This is a genomic window from Arenibacter sp. P308M17 (assembly GCF_003426735.1).
GTDB lineage: Bacteria > Bacteroidota > Bacteroidia > Flavobacteriales > Flavobacteriaceae > Arenibacter.
On the sequence record NZ_QVON01000007.1, the window covers coordinates 18,719 to 40,154 of the forward strand.

Sequence of the window (21,436 nt, forward strand, 5' to 3'; positions counted from 1 at the left end):
AATGAAAACTAACGAAATTAGAATTTTCTGTCCGGCCACCATAGCCAATGTTTCCTGTGGTTTTGATGTCCTTGGACTTGCTTTGGATTCGGTAGGTGATGAGATGGTGGTCAGGAAAACCAATGAAAAAGGAATAAAGATCACCAAGCTTACAGGGCAGGATCTACCCACCGAAACCCTGCAAAATGTGGCCGGGGTCGCAGGATTGGCCTTGCTGGCGGAAAGTGATCATGTGGGTGGTTTTGAGATCGAGATTTATAAGAAAATAAAGGCGGGCAGCGGTATTGGAAGCAGTGCAGCCAGTTCAACAGGGGCAGTGTGGGCCATGAACCAACTATTGGGCTGCCCTTTCACCAATCTGGAATTGGTAAAATTTGCCATGGAAGGAGAGCGGTTGGCCAGTGGGGTAGCCCATGCCGACAATGTTGCCCCTGCCCTGTTCGGGGGCTTTACCCTAGTGCGCAGTTACCAACCTTTGGATATTGTAAAAATCCCTACGCCTCCAGAATTATACGCCACCGTTATACATCCACAAATAGAAGTTAGGACCTCAGACTCCAGACGCATCCTAAAAACATCCATTTCCCTGGAAGATGGTATTAAGCAATGGGGCAATGTGGGCGGACTTATTGCAGGCCTATTTACCAACGACTATGAACTTATAGGCAGGTCTTTGGTAGACCATATCATAGAACCCATTAGATCCATTCTTATCCCCGGATTCGATAAGGTGAAGGAAGATGCCATTGGAGCAGGTGCCCTAGGATGTGGAATCTCAGGTTCGGGACCCTCTATCTTTGCCCTGAGCAAGGGCAGGGAAAATGCCAATGGAGTAGCGGAAGCCATGAGAAAAGTCTACGAAAAAATAGGGGTAGATTATGACATACATATTTCCCAAATAAATACCCAAGGGATTAAAATCCTGGAAAGCTAAAGTATGCTGCTTTTCTGGGTATCCAAGTACCAATTTGAAATTACAACTCATATCAACACCGATAAATATGAACTTTTATAGCCTAAACCAACAAGCGCCCAATGTATCTTTCAAAGAAGCCGTTATAAAAGGAATTGCCCCAGATCGCGGCTTATATTTTCCAGAAACGATCACGGTGCTACCAAACGATTTTTTTAACAGGATAGAAGAATGCTCCAATCAGGAAATTGCCTTCCTGGCCATACAACAATTTGTGGGCAAGGATATTCCGGAAGAGGCACTTAAAGAAATTCTGGCCGATGTTTTGGATTTTGATTTTCCCCTTGTAGAAATTGAGGACGACGTGGCCGCTTTGGAACTTTTTCACGGCCCTACCCTAGCTTTTAAAGACGTGGGTGCGCGATTTATGGCTAGATGCCTCGGTTATTTCTCAACCAAAACCACAAAGGATGTAACTGTATTGGTAGCCACTTCCGGAGATACGGGAGGCGCAGTTGCCAATGGGTTCCTTGGAGTGGACGGGGTTAAGGTAGTTATTCTATATCCTAGCGGAAAGGTGAGCGATATTCAAGAAAAACAATTGACTACATTGGGCAGGAACATTACCGCCCTGGAAGTTGAAGGCACTTTTGACGACTGCCAGAATATGGTAAAAACAGCTTTCCTGGACAAGGAGTTGGTCCAAAACATGCAGTTGACCTCCGCCAATAGTATCAATGTGGCCAGGTGGCTCCCCCAAATGTTTTATTTCCTGTTCGCCTATAAGGAAATGAAATCCAAGGCCAAGGATATTGTATTTTCCGTCCCAAGTGGAAATTTTGGAAATATCTGTGCAGGAATTATGGCGCAAAGGTTGGGTATGCCCTGTACACATTTTATTGCTTCCACCAATGTAAACGATGTGGTTCCACGCTATATGGATACAGGAACCTATGCACCAAAAGCCTCCATCGCTACCATTTCCAACGCCATGGACGTGGGCGATCCCAGTAATTTTATCCGGATAAGGCATTTGTACAAGGATAGTTTTGAGGAGCTCTCCAACAACCTAACCTCCTATTCCTTTACCGATAAAGAGACCAGGGAAGCCATGCTAAAATTGTACAACGACTATACCTATGTGGCGGATCCACACGGTGCGGTTGGCTATTTGGGCTTAAAAAAGTATCAACAAACCCATCCGGACACCTATGGCATTTTTCTGGAAACGGCACACCCTGTCAAGTTCCTGGATGTAGTGGAGGATACTATCAGGGAAAATATCGATTTGCCGGATAGTATTGTAAAAGTTATGGACAAAAAGAAAAAATCGATTAAAATCTCTGAATATACGGAGCTAAAAGATTATCTATTGGACAAATAAGCTTCCAAGCAATGAAATTATTTAAGTTTTGAAGCAGTAAGGCTTAAGCTTTAAGCGGTTAGCTTTGTAAAGCTCTGTTATTCGAGTTTCTTTGAAAGTTTTGTAAGTACGAGTGTGACACTCGCGCCAACGGGGTATAATATGATGACCTTGCCCCTTGCCGATTTGAGAACGATCCAAAAAATAGAAAACCGCTCCAGAGTGGTTTTAATAAGCTGAATTTTAATTTACTAATGTCCTACGATATTATTCTAAATCAATTATTATCATTAAATTTTCCTTCACCTTTTCAATCAGATTTTGAGGTAGGTTTCCAACTTTTTTAACAAGTCTTTTATTATCAATTGCTCTAATTTGGTCTATCATTACATCACAATTTTGATGTAGATTTGCTTCTCCTTTTTTTATGTGAACCCGCAAGATTTCCGAGCCTTTTTTTACATTTGTCGTTAATGGACAAACAATTGTTGAAGGATGTGGAATTTGATTTAATAGATTTGTCTGGACAATAAGAACTGGTCTGGTTTTTCCAGGTTCCGTCCCGATTTGCGGATTTAAATCTGCAATCCAGATTTCATATTGTTTAAACGTCATAATCGATCCCCTCAAAATCTTTTAAAACTTCCAAAGAATTTGCTTTAACCAAATCCGATTCTTTTTTTAGTCTTTTTTCTAAAATTGAACGTTTTTGAATACGATTGTAGTAGTCAATTGCATCATTAATATACCTGTTTCTCGGTTTTTTAATTTTTGCAAGGATTTTTTCTGTTTCCCCAAAAATTGAATCATCAATTTTTAATGATACTGTTTTCATAATTTTTACTTATATAATATAACAAAAGTATATCCTTTTTGTATATTAAACAAGTATTTCTAATTGTTCTTTTTCAACACGCGGTAAAATATATTAATATTATAAACCATAACCAATATACTTGCTTAATGTATTGTTCTCCAGTACATATTATCCTTATAATTTTTAAAAATTTTCGTGGGTCTGCAGCGAGGCACGATTGTGACACTCGCGTCAACGGGGGTTGGTAATAAACGAACTTCACTGCCCACTGTTAACTGTTGCAGCCAAAATTTTTGGAAAATAAACAGGACTATCTTAGGGAAATATTTTTTTGCACTTGGCCAATGCCGAGGCAATTACCTGGTGCATATCATAGTACTTATACTCGGCCAGCCTTCCCCCAAATATAATATCGTCCGTTTCGGACAAGGTCCTGTACTTGGAATAGATTTCATTGTTCCTTAGATCGTTGATGGGGTAGTACGGCTCTTTATTGCCGGACCATTCCGTAGGATATTCCTTTGTGATAACGGTCTTTTTTTGTGTTCCAAATTCAAAGTGCTTATGCTCTAAAATACGGGTATATGGAATTTCGGCATCCGTATAATTTATGACCGCATTGCCCTGATAATTTTCCATATCCAGGGTTTCATGTTTAAACTCCAGACTCCTATATTCCAACTTCCCATATCGATAATCATAAAACTCATCGATCTTACCGGTGAACACAAGCTGATGGGCCATTGCCATCAGTTCCGTTCTATCTTTAAAAAAATCGACCTCCATCCGAGTTTCAATACCCTCCAACAGACCATTGATCAATTTATTGTAACCCCCAATGGGAATTCCCTGGTATTTATCATTAAAATAATTATTGTCGAACGTAAACCGCAACGGCAACCTTTTTATGATAAAAGCCGGCAACTCTGTGGCCTTTCGTCCCCATTGTTTCTCCGTATACCCTTTGATCAACTTTTCGTAGATGTCCTTACCGACCAGTGACAAGGCCTGTTCCTCCAAATTCTTTGGATTGAGCACCCCCACTTCCCGTACCTGTTCCGCTATTAACGATTTGGCTTCCCCAGGTGTTGCAACCTTCCATAACTGGTAAAAAGTGTTCATATTGAAGGGCAAATTAAAAAGTTCGCCCTTATAATTGGCTACCGGTGCATTGGTATACCTATTAAATTCCACAAATCCATTTACATAATCCCAAATGGTCCTGTCATTGGTATGAAAAATATGTGCCCCGTACTTATGGACATTAATACCTTCCACTTCCTCACAATAAACATTACCCCCAAGATGTGGGCGCTTATCGATTACCAGGCATTTTTTTCCTTTCTTTTTGGCCTCATGGGCAAAAACGGCACCAAAAAGTCCAGCACCTACAATAAGGTAGTCGTATTTCATTACGCGTAAATGAGTTCACAATAAAAAAGTAAAACTAATGTATAATATATCGTTTTCAGATTGAAATCAAAAAAAAATCCACTTTGCCATAACATGGTTATATTTGCATAGCGTAAAGAACCAAACCACAATGGCCAATTTATATTATATCTCCCGAAATTACAAAGCAACCAACAGCGCAGCCTCCAAACCGAAAACGGATTGCGAGCGGATCTTGGACACCATAGGTTTTAAAAATTTAGGTTTTAAACAGACCACCTATGCCAGTTCTGCCTTAGGGGCGGTCATCAGTTTTTTTGGAATAACAAAGGGGGTAATACGTCTCCCTAAAAATTCCGTTTTGGCCATACAATATCCGCTAAGCAAATATTACAAATACATCACCACCATAGCGGGAATAAAAAAATGTAAAATTGTTCTGATCATCCATGATGTTAAATATCTTATGGGAAAAAACAAGGATATTGCCCGAGAAATGAAAAAATTCTCATGTGCCGACGTAATCATTGTACATAACGACAATATGAAAAAATGGTTCGAGCAACAAGGGGCCACGGCCAAACTGATCCCTCTGTACATGTTCGATTATTTGGACAACAACAATACCTACATTGCTCCCGAGCTTTCCAATAAGGGCTTGTTCGATGTTGTTTTTGCCGGTGGCCTTGGAATGGCAAAAAGTGCCTTTATCTATAAATTGGATGCCTTAAAAAACAATAGCTTTCATTTAAAGCTCTACGGTAGTGGTTTTATCAAAGATGATGTGGACCCGGCCAATACCATCATCAGTTTTGAAGGGATGTTTTCCCCGGATGAAGTAGCAAAACACATAAGGGGTTCTTTCGGCCTGGTATGGAACGGGAACTCCATTGACGAGTGTGCCGGTCATTTTGGACAATACCTATTATACAACAACCCCCATAAGACCTCTTTATATTTGCTCTGTGGCCTTCCCATCATCATATGGGACAAGGCGGCCATTGCCACAGTAATACAGGAACGCCAATTGGGCATCTGCATTTCCTCTTTGGAAGAATTGGACGGAAAATTAAAAAACCTATCCGATGAGGATTACCAAAAAATGGTAAAAAATGTAGCCGAAGTTAGGGAAGGGATAATTTCCGGTGGATTTTTGAAAGCAGCTATGAAAAAAGCCCTCGTAGAAATTTCATAGTTTCCCCTATAGTCCCATTTAATCCAACGATGGCAATTTAAAATGGTCCAGCGGACTGGATTCTTTCATCACGGCCTCTATAGCTTCCGTGGTCCTTGGGGCCATTTCCGACAAATTAACGGGACCATTTTTCGTGATTAGGATATCGTCTTCGATCCTTACCGCTATTCCCCACCATTTTTTATCGCAATCACTTCCTTCGGGAATATAGATACCGGGTTCTACCGTAATCACCGTATTTTCCTTAAATGGCTGGTAAGTACCCTTATCGTGCACATCAAGCCCCAAATAATGGGAAGTGCCGTGCGGGAAATATTTCCTGGCCTCCCCTGGGCTCCCAATAATCCCCAGCTGCACCAACCCCTGGGCAACCACTTCACTTGCGGCCTCTCCGGGGGCCTGAAAAGAAGCCCCTACCACACTGGCCTTTATTCCCGCCTCTTGGGCCCTGTAAACAATATCGTAAATCTGTTTTTGCTCCTTTGAAAATTTTCCGTTGGCCGGAATGGTCCGGGTTACATCGGCAGTATAACCGTGATATTCCGCACCCAAATCCATCAAGACCAAATCGTTCCCCACCTTTGGTCTATTATTCTCTATATAATGCAGAATACAACCGTTATTGCCACTACCTACTATGGAAGGATAGCCCTCATATTCGGCACCGTATTTCTTATAAACAAACTCATGTACTCCCTGAATTTCCATTTCGGACATATTGGGGTGCATGGCCTTCATAACCTCTATTTGCCCTACTGCCGAAATCTCCACCGCCTTCTTTAAAAGCACCAGTTCTTCCTGGGTCTTTATTTCCCTTAAGGTGTTCATTATTTCCTCCAGCTTGGCACTATTTAGGTTATTGGACTGTAGTTGCAGTGCCACCTTTTCCCTGATTTCGGTCCGGGACCTATCATCTTTGGCCTCCACAAAATCGACCAACAATGTATCCGATCTTAGTTCCTGATAATAATTCAAATACCTCCCCAGGGTCTGGGCCACATTGGCACTGTTCTCCAACTCGGTAGCTTTGATCATACTATAAAGCTGTTGTTTGGTGGCATCGTAATCTGTAGGATAATTGGTCTTTTCCTTAAACGCCCGTATCAGATCAAACTTATCGGCGGGGCCCTTGGTATCCCTAAAATCGTTCTTGAAATCGAAAAACATTACATTCCCAAACTTGGAAAAATCAATATCCGAGTTTAAAAATTCTTCGGCGTTAAAGGCGCGTTCAAATCCCAGTTGCCCTTTAACGCCTTCCATTCCCAATCTTTTTCCATTCCATTGTTCGGCCCTTTCATCCCGTTTCTGGACATAGAGTACCTCATTGTATTGACCCCCATCCTTATCCTTTTGCATTTCTGAAAATAGGAGCAGAAGGGCATTGGGTTCCCTATAGCCCGTTAAATAATAAAAATCAGGATCTTGATGGTATACATAATCCACGTCGTTTGCCCTATTCCTTACCGCTGCGGCAAAAAATACCGCCACACTGTTTGGGGGCATGGCCTTACGCACTTCCTGACGCCTTCCCTTATGAAAATCCGCACTTAATAAATCATTGGGAACTTCCTGTGCCCAAAACCAAGGGCCTAGCAAAAAAAATAAAGAAATCATTGTTAAATTCCTCATAACCATCATTAATTTTAGGTCTAAAAATAATCAATAATAGTACCAAATCGGTTATTGATTAACCACAAAGACACCTCAAAGTACAAGGGGCAGTCCCACCGGGACAAAAAAATGTTCACTGCCCAGTTATTTCAACCACGCAACATGAATCCCAATTAACATTAATTTGTGCAAAACAAAAGGTGTTTGGATTCTCCCTTAGATATATTTTCAATATTTTTACGCCTCAAATCGTTCAAATGAAACGAACATTAATAAATTTTAAATATTTTTTAACAAAAGAAAATATTTAAAATTTTTAATGTGAGAACGGAGTGCCTGCCTGCCGGCGAGGCAGGGTTGCACACGTTCTTAATTTTATAATTAGCTTATTAATAAATAATTACTAAAATTTAAACGTGTGAAAAATACCGCATTGACAAAAACCCACGAGGCATTGGGCGCTAAAATGGTGCCCTTTGCAGGATACAACATGCCTGTTTCCTATGAAGGCGTGAACATAGAACATGAAACGGTCCGCAATGGAGTGGGCGTTTTTGATGTGTCCCATATGGGCGAGTTCCTTGTGGGAGGCCCCAAGGCATTGGAACTCATACAAAAGGTGACTTCCAATGATGCTTCCAAATTGAGTATAGGAAAGGCCCAATATAGCTGCTTGCCCAACGAAACCGGTGGTATTGTGGACGACCTAATAGTATATAAAATTAAAGAGGAACAGTATTTACTGGTTGTAAACGCCTCCAATATCGATAAGGATTGGGCGCATATTAACAAATACAATAAAGATTTTGGTGCGGATATGCGCAATATATCCGAAGGATATTCCCTATTGGCCATTCAGGGACCCAAAGCCGTGGAAGCTATGCAATCGTTGACATCCATAAACCTTAGCGCAATAAATTTCTACTCCTTTGAGGTAGCGGATTTTGGAGGTATAGAGCACGTAATCATATCAGCTACCGGTTATACGGGTTCAGGAGGTTTTGAAATATACTGTAAGAACGATGAGGTACAACAGATTTGGGACAGGGTGTTTGAAGCTGGTGCCGCCTACAACATAAAACCTATCGGCCTTGCCGCCAGGGATACCTTGCGATTGGAAATGGGCTACTGTTTGTACGGAAATGATATCAATGATACTACCTCGCCACTGGAAGCAGGCCTGGGCTGGATTACCAAGTTCACCAAGGATTTTGTAAATAGGGAAGCCTTGGCCAAACAAAAGGAAGACGGAGTTGCCAAAAAATTAGTGGCATTTGAGTTGGATGAAAAGGGGATTCCAAGGCACGACTATGATATCGTTGATGCTTTGGGCAATAAGATTGGAACGGTAACCTCGGGCACCATGTCCCCTTCCATGGGGAAAGGTATCGGCTTGGGTTATGTACCCACGGCCCTGTCCCAAATCGGTACCAAAATCCATATACAAATTAGGAAGAACGCCGTTCCTGCTACCATAGTTAAACTCCCTTTTTACAAGGTCTAAAAGAAGTAGCGGTCGAGTTTTGCAAAAGGAGGTGATAGAATGAACAAAATACTCATTTTAGGGGCGAGCGGATTTATAGGCAATGCCATTTACAAGGAGTTGAACTCCTATTTTGACACCTATGGTACCTATTATTCTTCCAGAAAAAGCTTTGAACACAATCAACAGTTCTTTAGGTACGACCTTGAAGAAGATGACGTATTTGATATTTTGAACAAGGTTAAGCCCGACCTCATCATTTCCGCCCTAAGGGGGAATTTCCAGGCGCAGGTAATGGCCCATCAACATTTGGTGGAATACATCCAAAACAGGGATTGCAAATTGTATTTTATATCGTCTGCCAACGTTTTTGATGCCTATAGCAAATACCCCTCCTACGAAAACGACAAGACCCTATCCGAAAGCATTTATGGCCGATTGAAGATTAAAATAGAAAATATGCTTCTAAGGATACCCGCGTCTAAAATGGCCATTCTTAGGGTACCTATGGTTTTTGGAATAAATTCGCCAAGAATTAAAGAAATAAAGAGTGCCCTGACCGCTAAGGAACCCATTGAAGTATTCCCCAATCTGATCATTAACGTCACCAACGATGATAAGCTTACACAACAAATACATTACCTTATAAACCACAATAAGACGGGGGTCTTTCATTTGGGAAGTGTAGACCTGATACACCATGAAGATTTTATACGGGAAATTATAAACCGTTTGGGCAACTATCGGCCTATTTACAAACATGTATTTACTACCAATGAAGACCGTTATTTGGCGGTGTTGCCAAAATTGAACCGGCTGCCAAAAAATTTACTGTTCAACTATCAGGAGATTATAGACCATCATATCTTTAGCGAATAGGTGGCTTGGAATTGTACCGTTTTAATTAACTTTATAAAAAGTAGCGGCATGAAATGAGCCATGACAATTCTGGACACCTTGTGACAATTATCGGGACGAAATGTTGATTGGTGAAACCGAAGGTTCATGAACTTGGTAATGATAGGAATTATGTAAGTAATTAAACCCGCCTGTCCGCCCGTTCTGGTACGGAAGGGAACGAAGAAGTCGGGCAGGTCTGACCAATAAAAAACAAATTAATATCAACAGATGAAACGAGTATTAAGAAATTTAAAAATTATTTCACATCCCGATTGCTATCGAGAGTGGATGTTTAAAATTTTTAATGTGAGAGCGTAGCGGTTACATACGTTCTTAACCTGCCCGACAGGCCATTCAGGCGGGTTTTTTAATTAATTTATTATCATATAATTACAAAAATTTAAACGTATGAAAAAATTATCGGAAACAGAAATAGAAAAAAGATTGGAAGAACTGGATGGGTGGGACTATGTAGATGGCGCCATTGAGACCTCCTTTGAATTTAAGAATTTTAAGGATACCTTCTCTGTAATGACCAGGATCGCCTTTGAATGTGAGTCGCAAAATCACCACCCAGAGTGGAACAATGTCTACAATTCCCTTAATATCCGACTTTCCACCCACGATGCGGAGGGGGTTACGGACAAGGATTTCAAGTTGGCGCACAGTATTGAGGAAATTATTATCAGCAAGTAAACTTAACCCTTGTGCCGGCATTAAAAATTGTTAAATTTGTTCCATTATTATTCTAACAAAACTAAGAAATGGGAAGAGCTTTTGAGTTTAGAAAAGCACGTAAAATGAAAAGATGGTCCGCAATGTCGAAGGCCTTTACCAGAATAGGCAAGGACATTGTAATGGCGGTAAAAGAGGGAGGGGCAGACCCGAGCTCCAATGCACGGTTAAGGGCCGTTATCCAAAATGCCAAGGCGGTAAACATGCCCAAGGACAATGTGGAAAGGGCCATTAAACGGGCGTCTGACAAAAGTTTGGGCGACTTTAAGGAAGTGCTTTTTGAAGGATACGCACCCCATGGAATTGCCATTTTGGTAGAAACTGCCACGGACAACAATACCAGGACCGTGGCCAATATTAGAAGTTACTTCAACAAATGCAACGGTAGTTTGGGAACTTCGGGCTCGGTAGAATTCATGTTCGACCATACCTGCAACTTTAGGATTCCTGCCGAAGGAATAGATCCGGAGGAATTGGAACTGGAAATGATCGACTTTGGAGCCGAAGAAGTTTTTGCCGATGAGGACGGCATTTTGATCTATGCGCCCTTTGAAAGCTTCGGGGCCATACAGAAAGAATTGGAAAATAGGGGTATTGAAATTCTATCTTCAGGTTTTGAACGTATTCCACAGGTCACCAAAGCCCTAAGCGAGGAAGAAGCGGCCGACGTAGAGAAACTTTTGGAAAAAATAGAAGAGGATGATGATGTACAGAACGTGTACCACAGTATGCAGGAATAGTGTTGGATTCCAGATGCTGGATACTAGATTTTAGATGTTGGAATTGAGAATTGATACTTTAGATAGACCATGGACTGAACCTGAAACCTTGAACTTTGACCCTGCCAACTGCCACTGCCAACTGAAAACTGTTACCGCCCACTCCTGTAAAAAGGTCTCGATCCCCGCCCGAACGGACCGTTCGGTACTGGCGGGCGCTTGACCGGACAAAACTTTTGGACAACTTTTAACTTTAACCTTAATCCTTAGTGCAGCTCATCTTCCGTATGGATCATGAGCGACTTGTTCAAGGTAACAACGATAGTACCCTCATCGTCCATTGGGGTAACCGAGGTTATAAAATTGTTATGTTGGTTTCCTGAAGTTACTATTGGGTTGCCATACCAGTCATTTCCGTTATTGACAAAGATATTATTGGTAATAGTAGTTTTGGAATCATGTTTAAAACCTCCTCCGGTATTAATAATGGTTCCCGTATTTCCCTGAAACAGGTTCCCATCAAAAAGGGTATTGTTGGCCCCCAATGTATCCTCTCCCCAAGACGGGGTGTCACCGATCTTACTTGAAAAAGTAAATAACAGACGACCGGTATTGTTCACAAATTTGGAGTTTAATATTTGGTAGCGGTTTACCCCCTTAAAATTGGCTATTTGATCATAATTTCCACTAAAAAGGCAATTGTCTATTTTTACGTAATGTTCTGTTGAAAAGATGAGGCCCCTATTGGAAATAAATGACGAGCCGGTAATGGTAATTTTATTGGTATAATCATTTTCATTGTCCGATGTAAAATTGGGAGTGGATCCCCAATAGCTTCTAAATAGGGTAGCAGAATTATTTTCAAAAATGGAGTTGAAGATAGTAATGGAAGAATGGTCTCCCTTGGACCAAAATGCGGTTTGATTGGAAATTCCGACTACCCTTATCTCAGATGCCTTTACGGCAGAGCCCGAAACGGCAAAAATAGTTCCGTCCTTATAATTATCGGCAGAGTCGGTCAGGGTAAATCCTGAAATATCCAAAGCAAACCCCTTATTTACTACGAACATACGATAATTCCCTTCCCCTGAAATAGTGACATGTTCCGCCCCCGTTCCGATAATGGACAGGTTACTATTGATGTGAGGTAGATCTGAAGATAATCTAAGAATGCCTTCCAATCCTTCCAAAAAAATTATCCTATGGATAACCGAATCGGCATTGGCCTCATTTATGGCCCAGCGCAGGGTTCCCCTACTGTTATCGTCGCCAAAATCGGTTACCACAAGCTCGGTTTGCGCAATGGATGTAAAAAAACATAGGACGGCAATTAAAAAAACGGTTATTTGGTTTCTCTTCATTCTCAATGGAATTTATACTACAAATGCTTATAATCCAACGTTATCCCTTAGTAAAAAAGGCATAACCCTTGTTCTTTAATAACGTATCGGGATTAAAATTAGTATTCCATATCCAGAATAGGTTTTATTATAGCGTTAAAGATGTGTAAGTGCCTGAAAATGTTGTGTACACGACCTAGGAGCATAATAAAGGACTCGTTTTCCTACATTGCGATTTACAAACCAAAGATGTTTTAGGTTTTTACCCCTCTGTACAAAAAAAAGCACCGGATAAAACCCGGTGCTTTTATATTGAATCCCAAATTACATATTACAGGCCACTGGGCACCTCCCCAGCAACATTAAAATTGGTTACCAACAGTGAAAAATCCTCCAATCCTACACTACCGTCCCCATTAAAGTCTGCACGGGGATCATAGCCGGTATTCCCAAAACCAATATTAAAGGTGGTGACCAAAACAGAGAAATCTTCCAACCCTACTGTATTGTCGTTGTTGGCATCCCCCACCCTTAGTTCCCCTATACTAAGATTGTTGTCTCCTGCCTCTAATGTTATGGTAGCGACTTTTTGTAAATGCATCCCTGTTTTAACTGCTACTTCATACGTTCCCTGGGGAATACCATCTACTATAGCCTCCCCATTGGCAGTACCATTTGGGGTAAACTCCATTAAAGGTATAGTAGCTCCCACTTCATATAATCCTACGGTTAACCCGATACTTTGATCGGTACGCCCCTGTAAGCTATAAGAGATGGTCATATCGGACTCAGCTGTTGAAGGATCATATTCAAGGACTATTGTATTGGATGCTACACTATTTATTCCATTATTTCCAGTTACTACGGCGATAAAATGATTGAGGCCTCCATTTGGTGTTCCGCCCGATCCCAATGTTTGGGTTAAGGTTACCGGAATATTCCCTACCCCGGATGCATTTAACTGAATGGTATACAGCTCTTTGGCCATAGCCTCATTTGCTTCAAAAGGATCTATATCATAACCAATGGAAGGATTACCTGCATCAATGTACAATCTTCCATCTACCCTTAATAAGCTGACCATTGCATTGGGCTCGCCGTTAATTTGCACCACTTGATTGGCCTCTGCAACTACTCTGGAAGCATTTGATCCCTCCACCAAAATGGAAGGTGCAACCAAACTATTGCTTTCACCATTTACAATGGCATCAGATCCTCCAAAGGAACCTTGGTCATACAAACTTGTTGAATAAACAACTCCACTGGCAAACTCTATGGTAATTGTAGCCCCGATCAGTTCAAATCCCGAAATGGAACCCGCATCACCAGATGATAAATCGCCCTTAATGGTCGTTGGATCCATATCTATTCCGAACACAAAGGACTCTCCAGGATTAAAATCTGTAAAATTCAAAGATAAAACATCATATCCCTCCGCATTATTAACGCCATTATGGGGTTGAGAAAATACACTTAGGCAATCTTCATTGTCCGAACCTCCATTTCCAGGCACTGTTAATCCAACAGCATTGGAGGAACTACCCGCATTACCAGCCGTTAAACACTTAGCCACACTATCCCCTGCAGTCCCTACCGGATCAAAAACTACATCCATCATATATCCAGAAGCCGTATTGATAGTTACATTAACAATGTTATCATCTCCTGTATTATTTATGAAAAAGGAATTGTTATCAAAAGTTGAGGCTGCTATATCCGTTCCCGGGGTAACCATAACCGTCGCTTCCGGATTGCCTATTGGCAATGCGGTAATATTCCAATTAAAGTTAACTACTGTACTGGAGGACGGTTCACAGGCATCACTTACCGTTACAGCCACATTATAGGGACTATTTTCCGAAGCTCCAGGTGAACCGCCTTCATTCTGTAAAGATTGGGCACCATTCAATAAGGTATTATTTACTCCTGTTCCGGTATTATCTATATGGGTTAGTGCTATACGATCTATTTTATGACCTTCAGATCGCTCGTTCATAGTAATTGCGTATGTCCCAGGATTGGCAAAATAGGCATATATAGGCCAAGCATTATTATCTATGGTACGTGCATACCACGAATTGGCAATCGTATTGGTATATACCTTAAAGAAACCGTTGATTCCTGGATTTTCAGTAACATGATCAGATCTTCCCTGAGAATTCCCTTTTGGCCAATACAGGGTTTTAGTGGTACTTGCCGGATTACTCAATTCATTAAGGAATTGTTGGGTTCCGGTAAGGTCTCCCCCCTGCACAGTAAAGAAATGAACGTCTGGAGTGTTCTCTATTTTAAACCAAGTATCATTTTTATCGGTAGAACTTGAACCAGAAATTGCCGATTTAACATGAAAGCGATATACTCCAGGTGTCGTAATTTCCACATTATAGTTAATACTTTGTCCATTTAGACCGGAGAAATGATCATTACCACCTACCAAATATGTTGTGCCCGAAGTGGTTTCAAGATTCCATCCTCCTGCTGTATCCACAAAATCGGTTTCTGCTTCTATGATTACCAATCCATTGTTTTCCATAAAGGCCCCGGCCGTACCACTACCCGAACCACCAAGAATAGTCCCTGAAATAATTCCGGTTGTTGGATCAATGGTCAAATTAGGCGGCAAATTAGTAGCCGAATAACTTAAGGGGCCACATGTATCCGTATTTTCATCATTTGCTATAATTTGTAGGTTTACCGTACCGCCATCTACACCGATCTGCCCACCCGGATTGGCTACGACGGGTGGTAAACCGGAAGTAGGACTACCGGTAACATCCAATATTTCGATGCCCTTCAGGGAAGGGTTCTCAATACCATGAATAAATTGGATATCCAAAGTCCCATCTGTAACGGTGATCCTGTGTGATACCATAAAAGCGCCCAGCGCTCCAGCTTTTGCAAAGGGATCAATATCATTAAATGTAGTGGGTACGGACCCTTCAACGGAAACATCGAATACCCTTTGCCCGGCAGCAATAATTTGATTGTACAATTCGGCAAAATAAAGTCTTACCTCAACTTCCGTTCCAGCATCTACCGGAAATTGCCACAACATTTCTGGCGCACCCTCAGCGTCATATCTTTCTGTGGTAAACATATTACTAGGTGTTCCAGAAGGAAGTGATGCATGTGCCATATTAATAGGACCTGCATAGGCAGAACCGGAAGATTGATCAAATAATCCATTAGTTGCGGTTGCAGCTGCCAAATATTGTGAGTTTCCAGCAATCCCAAAAGTTCCCTGATCCACACTCCAATCAGGATTGGGTGCGTCCGTTGCCGCAATCAACCCGCCACCTGCATTTACACGGTATAAAATAGTTGACACCTCTTCGCCACTGGCAATATCTATATTCGAAAATCCGTTACTACCATAGGCCATGACCAAAGTAGCTTCTTCCCCTGTTTGGGAGCCTATATGTTCAATTTGAATTGTCCGAGTAGTGCCTGCCTCTATAAGAAAACTGTTAGATCCAAGAATCTTAAAATTTGAAGCATTGGAACCGGTAAGTGCCAAGGACTTAACATAAACTCCCTGATTGCCCCCCGAAACACTTATCAATAAATCCTCTACCCCACCTTGAGGCACCGAAATATTGGAGGGCACTGCCAAGGTACTTGCAACAATAGCTGTCCCGGCTGGGTTATCAGTACCATAAACCTCCATTTTCGTTTGGCTACCACCACCTTGATTAGGTGATCCGGAAGTAATCCATATACCATCTCCCGATACAATTCCCTGAGTACCATGACGTGGATTGTTCAAATCGCTCAGTGAAGTCCATGTATTGGTATTTATATCCAAGGCATCAGTATTAACATAGGCCTGACCATTTCCTTCACCACCAATTACGACCACTTTTCCATTAAAAGTAACTGTTCCGGAAGCAGCACGTGGGGTAGGTAAATTGCTGGATGCCGGAAGGGTTATCCAAGTTTTACTAACAAAATCATATACATCCACTTCTGGAATAACAGGAGCAAAAGTTCCTCCATCGCCGCCCGTAAGCCTACCACCTACTACATATAATTTATTGCCCACAACGGTAGCATGAAAATGATCCCGTGCACGTGGTATATCCCCCAGAACCGTCCATTTACCGGTAGCTGGATCAAACTCATCAAACCATGGAATATAGCCACCATTATGCCCAATGGTATTACCTGCAATAACATAAAACTTACTGTTGTACATCACTAATCCTGCCGAACCTCTTTTCCGTGCATTTGGAATGGCCGGACCTTGAATCCATGTATCGGATACAGGGTTGTACATATAAATATGATCGGCCGGAGCTTCATTTGGATATTCATTATCCTTAAAGGATCCAATAACCCAAATTAGCCCTTCATAAGCCACAGCTTGGAAGTGATTAAATTCGAATGGGGCAGTTGAGGCTGCCTGGGACCACGAATTGGTATTGTAATCATAAATTTCTACTTTTTTGGCATTTTCCCTACCTCCGAACAAATAAAACTTATCTCCTGCTTGTACAAAGGAGTTTTCGTGTCTGGGAGTATGTTCCGTTACATTGGTTATATTGGTCCAATCACCAATTGGTTCACCGGCATTGGAAATAATCTCAATACCCTTAATATTGGGATTTTCAATTCCCTTTATAAAATCGATATCCAGATTACCATCATTTACCTCAACAACAAAACTCTCAACGCCAGCATTGGCATACCCATAAACAGCTGTTTGATCAAAATCGTTCAGCACAACCTGACCTTCTATGGCCACATCAAAAACCCGCACCCCATTTGATTGGGCACCAGTCCATACTTCTGCAAATAATAAATTAACGGTATATGTTCCCTGTGAAAGTGGAATATTCCACTGCATATTCTCAGGTGCCAATAAGGTATTATATCTTTCTGTGGAGAATATACTGTTCGGATAGGGCGTATTATTAACAAATGACCCTGGAAGTGCTACTCCATAGGTTTCATCCTCAGAGGATGAATTTACGTACTGGGACGGTGTTCCATTTTGTGCATTGCCGTTGGCACCACTTGCCGCCTGGTCTTCTTCCCAGTTTAATGGCGAGGCATCGTTGGAAGCCACCACATTACCACCAGCATTGATACGGTATAGCACAGTATTGGGTACATTGGGGTTGTTGACCGTCCATGCAAAATTGACATTTGCCGGTGTAGACGACGGCTTGCTTACCGTAACCGTAACATTGTACTGGCCTGCATCTTCTGCATAGGAAGAAATAGTACCCAAAATAGCGCCTTGAGTTGGCTCAATACTTAATCCGGGGGGCAATCCCGTAACTGTAAAAGTAAAATTCTCATTGGGATCACCTCCACTTGCCGTAATATTCAATGTAGGTGTATCCCCTGGATTATTTATTTGATTGGCAACAGGATCAATGCTTATCGGTATATTTGCCACACTCCCTGCACCAAGTATTTCAATGGCATTGATTAACGGATTTTCGGTTTGATGTATAAATTCAATATTTAATACCCCATCATTTACGGTTACCTGATAACTTTCCATGGCACCTACCATATTTCCATATTGCCCCGATAAATCCTTATCGTTAATGACCAACGCCCCTTCCAGATTAACATCAAACACTCGCTGTCCAGGTGATCCGGTGCCTTCATAACCATTTCCCATATATAGGTTCACTGTAAAGGTTCCGTTACCTGTATTAAATGCCCATTCCATCTCAGGAAGCTCTTCCGCATCCCATCGCTCTTGTGCAAAAATGGCCTGTGGAGCATAGGTAGGTACCGAAGAATGCCTACCAGTAATATTATGGGCGGTAGTATTTCCAGTGTTAACAGTAAAATTGGTTCCGCCCGATGCTCCGGCAACATCATTGGCTGCCCAATCCGGATTGGGAGAGTCTGTTGCCGCTATTGTTGCTCCACCAGCATTTACCCTAAATAAAACCGCAGGTTGTTCGGTGACATTTACAGTGAAAATTTGTTCTACAAACAACAAATTGGAATCCGTTGCCCTTATGGTAATAGTTGAACTGGCCTCGGAATCGGGATAATCCAAAGTGAGGATATTCCCTGCAATGTTGGCACCTATAGCTGGGTTGGTATTATCAGAAACTGTGTAAGTTAAATTTCCTACACCTTGGTCATCCCCAAAATAATCGTTAAGATCAATATTTTGGTTTGGAGAATCAATCAACTTTTCCAAATTGGCCAAAGGCTGGGAAACTGTTGGCTGGCTACCGGTTACATTCAGATAGTCCCATGTTCCCTCTACCTCCTGCCCTGCAGCATTGGAGGTTCCGATCAACCCTACCGCCAAAATGGTAGAGGATTGTTGTATGGCCGTTTTAATGGTTCCTGTCGAAGCGATGGTCCCCAAAGAAATTGGCGTATTGCCATCTATACTGTATAAAATTTGTACCTCCGCCGAAACTGTATTGACATTAAATGAAAATACCACATCATTGGCAGGTCTATTTCCAGCGTCAATAATTGCCGTCAACTGGGTTTGGGTTTGTGGGATGTCATTAATTTCCTGTATGGCTACAATCCCATTCTTAGTAAGCACTACTTTAATAAAATTGCTTTGTGTACCGTCTCCAATAAAGATTCCTAATTCACTATTGGCAGGTGCAAGGTTACCGTACAACTGTGTAGGATCTGAAAAATTGAACAATCGGCCTTCCACCATAAATGAACCTACAGATTGATCCACATTTACGCCATATTGAAACCCTTTTTCCTGATTATTGGCCGACCCAGATGCGGATCCCGACGTCATCTGCATAGTCATGGCACCGGTGGCTCCTCCTAAAATGTCATTGGGATTGGGACCTTCACCTACCACATCCAACCAATTAAGCCAATTGGGATTGGGGGCACCGTTATTCATAAGACCTGTCAATCCGAGTCCCAAGTAACCGCCCAAAACCAAATTATCGGATAATAATTCGTTTATCACCGGCAAATCAAATCCGTCCGAGCCATTATTCAATGGGTTTCCCATTTGAAATGGATCATTGGCATCCAAAATACCATCATTATCATCATCATTATCGTTGAGATTGGAAACCAAGACCCCTCCTGCCAACTTATCGAAATCATTGGGCTGTGCCCCTCCATTACAATGATCTATTCCATTCTGAACTTCATCTTGATTGGTATAACCATCTTGATCGGTATCTTCCGATCCAACATATAAGGGATCAGTGGGTTCATAGCATTCAAATACTGGCTGTGGCTCCAAAATTTTTATGGTTCCATTAAACGTTGCCACCCATATGGTTCCGGGAAAGGGATCATTGTCCCCATTACAGGTAATTCCCAAAGCGTTGCCCCCGAGACCAGATGCAAAGGTACTCGTCAATTCTTCAAGGCTCCCATCAGCATTTAGTTCTACCCTTCTTAAAATTCCGTCATTCTGACCAGCGATAAGATCACCTACCATACTTTCCGGACCAGTGAAAATTGTGGAGGTATACTCGTCTATTCCGTTGGTATTGTTCCCCCAAACAGTTACAACAGCATCTTGATCCCCATCAGGATTGGGAGTAGAGGGCCCTCTCCAGTCGCCCTCGGCCTCATTGGCCAAACTTACTGGTACAGGAGGCCAATCCACTGGCAGTGCAATACTCTTTTGATTGGTATAGCCCACTCCTTTAGTACCGGTCGGATCATAAATCAAAGTTCTAAATACCGCTCCACTTGTGTTATTTACGGAAGGGTTGGTATACAGTCCTGCTCCTGTCGGATTAGCCCTTATTGGCGCCGGGTGCCCTCCATAAAAAGTACCGAATGAATACGCTTGAATATTATTCGTAATCAGCGACAAGTGATCATCATTATCTACACTTTCCCCTCCGCTATTGGAATTACTCCCAGGTTCGCTGGAATTATAATCATTGGTTACATTAGCTGTACCTTCATTATTTGGAAAACCGCCCCAACCGCCATTGGCACCATTGTCCGTTACATATACTGCGCCGGTAGCAGTGAGAACCAAATCATAGGCATTTCTGTATCCAGGGGAAAATATTTGTACAGGGCCACCTATTACGATCTTTGCCTGATTTAAACCATCGTTCCCACCCCAAGGATCATTCACATCTATACCGTTATACCCTTGAACTGCAGGGTCTTCTATACCATTTACATTGCTACGGGTAGGATCATCCAAAGTCGGTATATCATAAATGTAATCCCTCCCATCGTTTTTGATGGGCATATTTTCAATAAGATCAAGGTTTATGGAAAGTACTGCAGCAGATAACGCATATTCCGTGGTCCATGCAAAATTGTCGGAAGGCGATCCTGCATTGGTATGCCCCCCAGAAGCTACAATGAGAAAATCGACCCCATTGATAGTAACGAATTCCAGCCCGTTGGTCGCATGGTTTTCCTCAGACCTGGGCAAACCACGAACAATATCCACTACGGACCAGGAACTTCCAGTCCAGGTTAGCCGAGTAATTACACCCGAATTGGTATCAAGATTCAAATCGCCACTAGGTCCACCTACCCTTGAATCACTTGAGGTAACATAGATTATAGGATTTAGCGCTGTTCCTGCCACAGTAAGACCAGTTGCTTCTCGGTTATTTCCACTATTTGAAGAACCGTCATCATTGTGGTTGGGAATATTCTTAACCGCCGCCAAGCTCTCGGCCGCAGTAACCACATAATTATTGCTCGCATTCTTTTGTACCGTAAAAATATCGATGGTACCATTTAAATTGAGAACATATAATCTGCCGTCAGGGCCATACATCAAGGAAGTTCCTTGACTAACACCGCCATTGCCATTGTAATTCAGATTACTTTGACTAAATGATTGCGCATTTATATGGTTATGACAAAATAAGATCAATAGCATAAATGTCAATAAAGGGAGTAGTCTACCTTCCACTGAAATTCCCTTTATGATCATTTTTCTAAAATATTCCATAATCGCAGAGATTATGGTTTGATTAAATTTTAAGTTTTCCATTTTTAAAATCTT

Annotated in this window: 13 protein-coding genes; 7 read left to right on the forward strand and 6 right to left on the reverse strand. The window is 41.8% G+C overall.

The genetic code is table 11. From position 1 onward, the window contains the following. Window position 1 precedes the first annotated feature (1 nt). Together D0S24_RS16250 and thrC are read left to right on the forward strand one after the other, a co-directional pair. Window positions 2-934 (forward strand): homoserine kinase, encoded by a 933-nt coding sequence (locus D0S24_RS16250; protein ID WP_117020884.1) that lies wholly within the window; start codon window positions 2-4, stop codon window positions 932-934. Between the two features lie 67 nt (window positions 935-1,001). Further along, on the forward strand, window positions 1,002-2,297 hold the full coding sequence (thrC, locus tag D0S24_RS16255) for a threonine synthase (protein ID WP_117020885.1): 1,296 nt from the start codon (window positions 1,002-1,004) through the stop codon (window positions 2,295-2,297). Between the two features lie 246 nt (window positions 2,298-2,543). Here the strand turns inward: thrC and D0S24_RS16260 are convergent, their stop codons facing one another. The 3 genes from D0S24_RS16260 to glf all read right to left on the reverse strand — a co-directional run bounded on the left by D0S24_RS16260 (window position 2,544) and on the right by glf (window position 4,506). After that, window positions 2,544-2,891, reverse strand: coding sequence for a type II toxin-antitoxin system PemK/MazF family toxin (locus D0S24_RS16260; protein ID WP_117020886.1), 348 nt, complete (start codon window positions 2,889-2,891; stop codon window positions 2,544-2,546). After that, complete coding sequence (locus D0S24_RS16265; protein ID WP_117020887.1) at window positions 2,881-3,111, reverse strand: hypothetical protein; 231 nt, start codon at window positions 3,109-3,111, stop codon at window positions 2,881-2,883. Before D0S24_RS16265 ends, D0S24_RS16260 begins: the two co-directional genes overlap by 11 nt. Before the next feature lie 297 nt (window positions 3,112-3,408). Beyond that, the gene (gene glf / locus D0S24_RS16270; RefSeq protein WP_117020888.1) at window positions 3,409-4,506 is read right to left on the reverse strand and encodes a UDP-galactopyranose mutase; all 1,098 of its coding nucleotides are present in this window, start codon (window positions 4,504-4,506) and stop codon (window positions 3,409-3,411) included. Window positions 4,507-4,636: 130 nt separating this feature from the next. Between glf and D0S24_RS16275 the strand changes: the two genes are divergently transcribed. After that, entirely contained in the window at window positions 4,637-5,680 is a 1,044-nt protein-coding gene (locus D0S24_RS16275; protein WP_117020889.1) for a beta-1,6-galactofuranosyltransferase, read from the forward strand. Between the two features lie 18 nt (window positions 5,681-5,698). Here D0S24_RS16275 and D0S24_RS16280 read toward each other — a convergent pair whose 3' ends face one another. Further along, window positions 5,699-7,312, reverse strand: a complete 1,614-nt coding sequence (locus tag D0S24_RS16280) for an aminopeptidase P family protein (RefSeq protein ID WP_117020890.1) — start codon at window positions 7,310-7,312, stop codon at window positions 5,699-5,701. A 400-nt stretch (window positions 7,313-7,712) separates the two neighbouring features. On the opposite strand from D0S24_RS16280, the gene gcvT reads away from it, so the two are divergent. The 4 genes from gcvT (at window position 7,713) to D0S24_RS16300 (ending at window position 11,152) form a co-directional block, all read left to right on the forward strand. Then, window positions 7,713-8,798, forward strand: a complete 1,086-nt coding sequence (gene gcvT, locus D0S24_RS16285; protein ID WP_117020891.1) for a glycine cleavage system aminomethyltransferase GcvT — start codon at window positions 7,713-7,715, stop codon at window positions 8,796-8,798. Window positions 8,799-8,837: 39 nt separating this feature from the next. Continuing rightward, window positions 8,838-9,656, forward strand: coding sequence for a sugar nucleotide-binding protein (locus D0S24_RS16290; RefSeq protein WP_117020892.1), 819 nt, complete (start codon window positions 8,838-8,840; stop codon window positions 9,654-9,656). Between the two features lie 429 nt (window positions 9,657-10,085). Next, window positions 10,086-10,373, forward strand: a complete 288-nt coding sequence (locus D0S24_RS16295) for a 4a-hydroxytetrahydrobiopterin dehydratase (protein ID WP_117020893.1) — start codon at window positions 10,086-10,088, stop codon at window positions 10,371-10,373. Window positions 10,374-10,441: 68 nt separating this feature from the next. Then, window positions 10,442-11,152 carry a YebC/PmpR family DNA-binding transcriptional regulator gene (locus tag D0S24_RS16300; protein ID WP_117020894.1) on the forward strand — a complete coding sequence of 237 codons (711 nt, stop codon included), beginning with the start codon at window positions 10,442-10,444 and terminating at the stop codon, window positions 11,150-11,152. Window positions 11,153-11,397: 245 nt separating this feature from the next. On the opposite strand, the gene D0S24_RS16305 is transcribed toward D0S24_RS16300, so the two are convergent. Both D0S24_RS16305 and D0S24_RS16310 read right to left on the reverse strand, forming a co-directional pair. Next, the gene (locus tag D0S24_RS16305) at window positions 11,398-12,492 is read right to left on the reverse strand and encodes a hypothetical protein (protein WP_117020895.1); all 1,095 of its coding nucleotides are present in this window, start codon (window positions 12,490-12,492) and stop codon (window positions 11,398-11,400) included. A gap of 310 nt (window positions 12,493-12,802) precedes the next feature. Beyond that, the gene (locus D0S24_RS16310) at window positions 12,803-21,424 is read right to left on the reverse strand and encodes a malectin domain-containing carbohydrate-binding protein (RefSeq protein ID WP_251795812.1); all 8,622 of its coding nucleotides are present in this window, start codon (window positions 21,422-21,424) and stop codon (window positions 12,803-12,805) included. Window positions 21,425-21,436 lie beyond the last annotated feature (12 nt).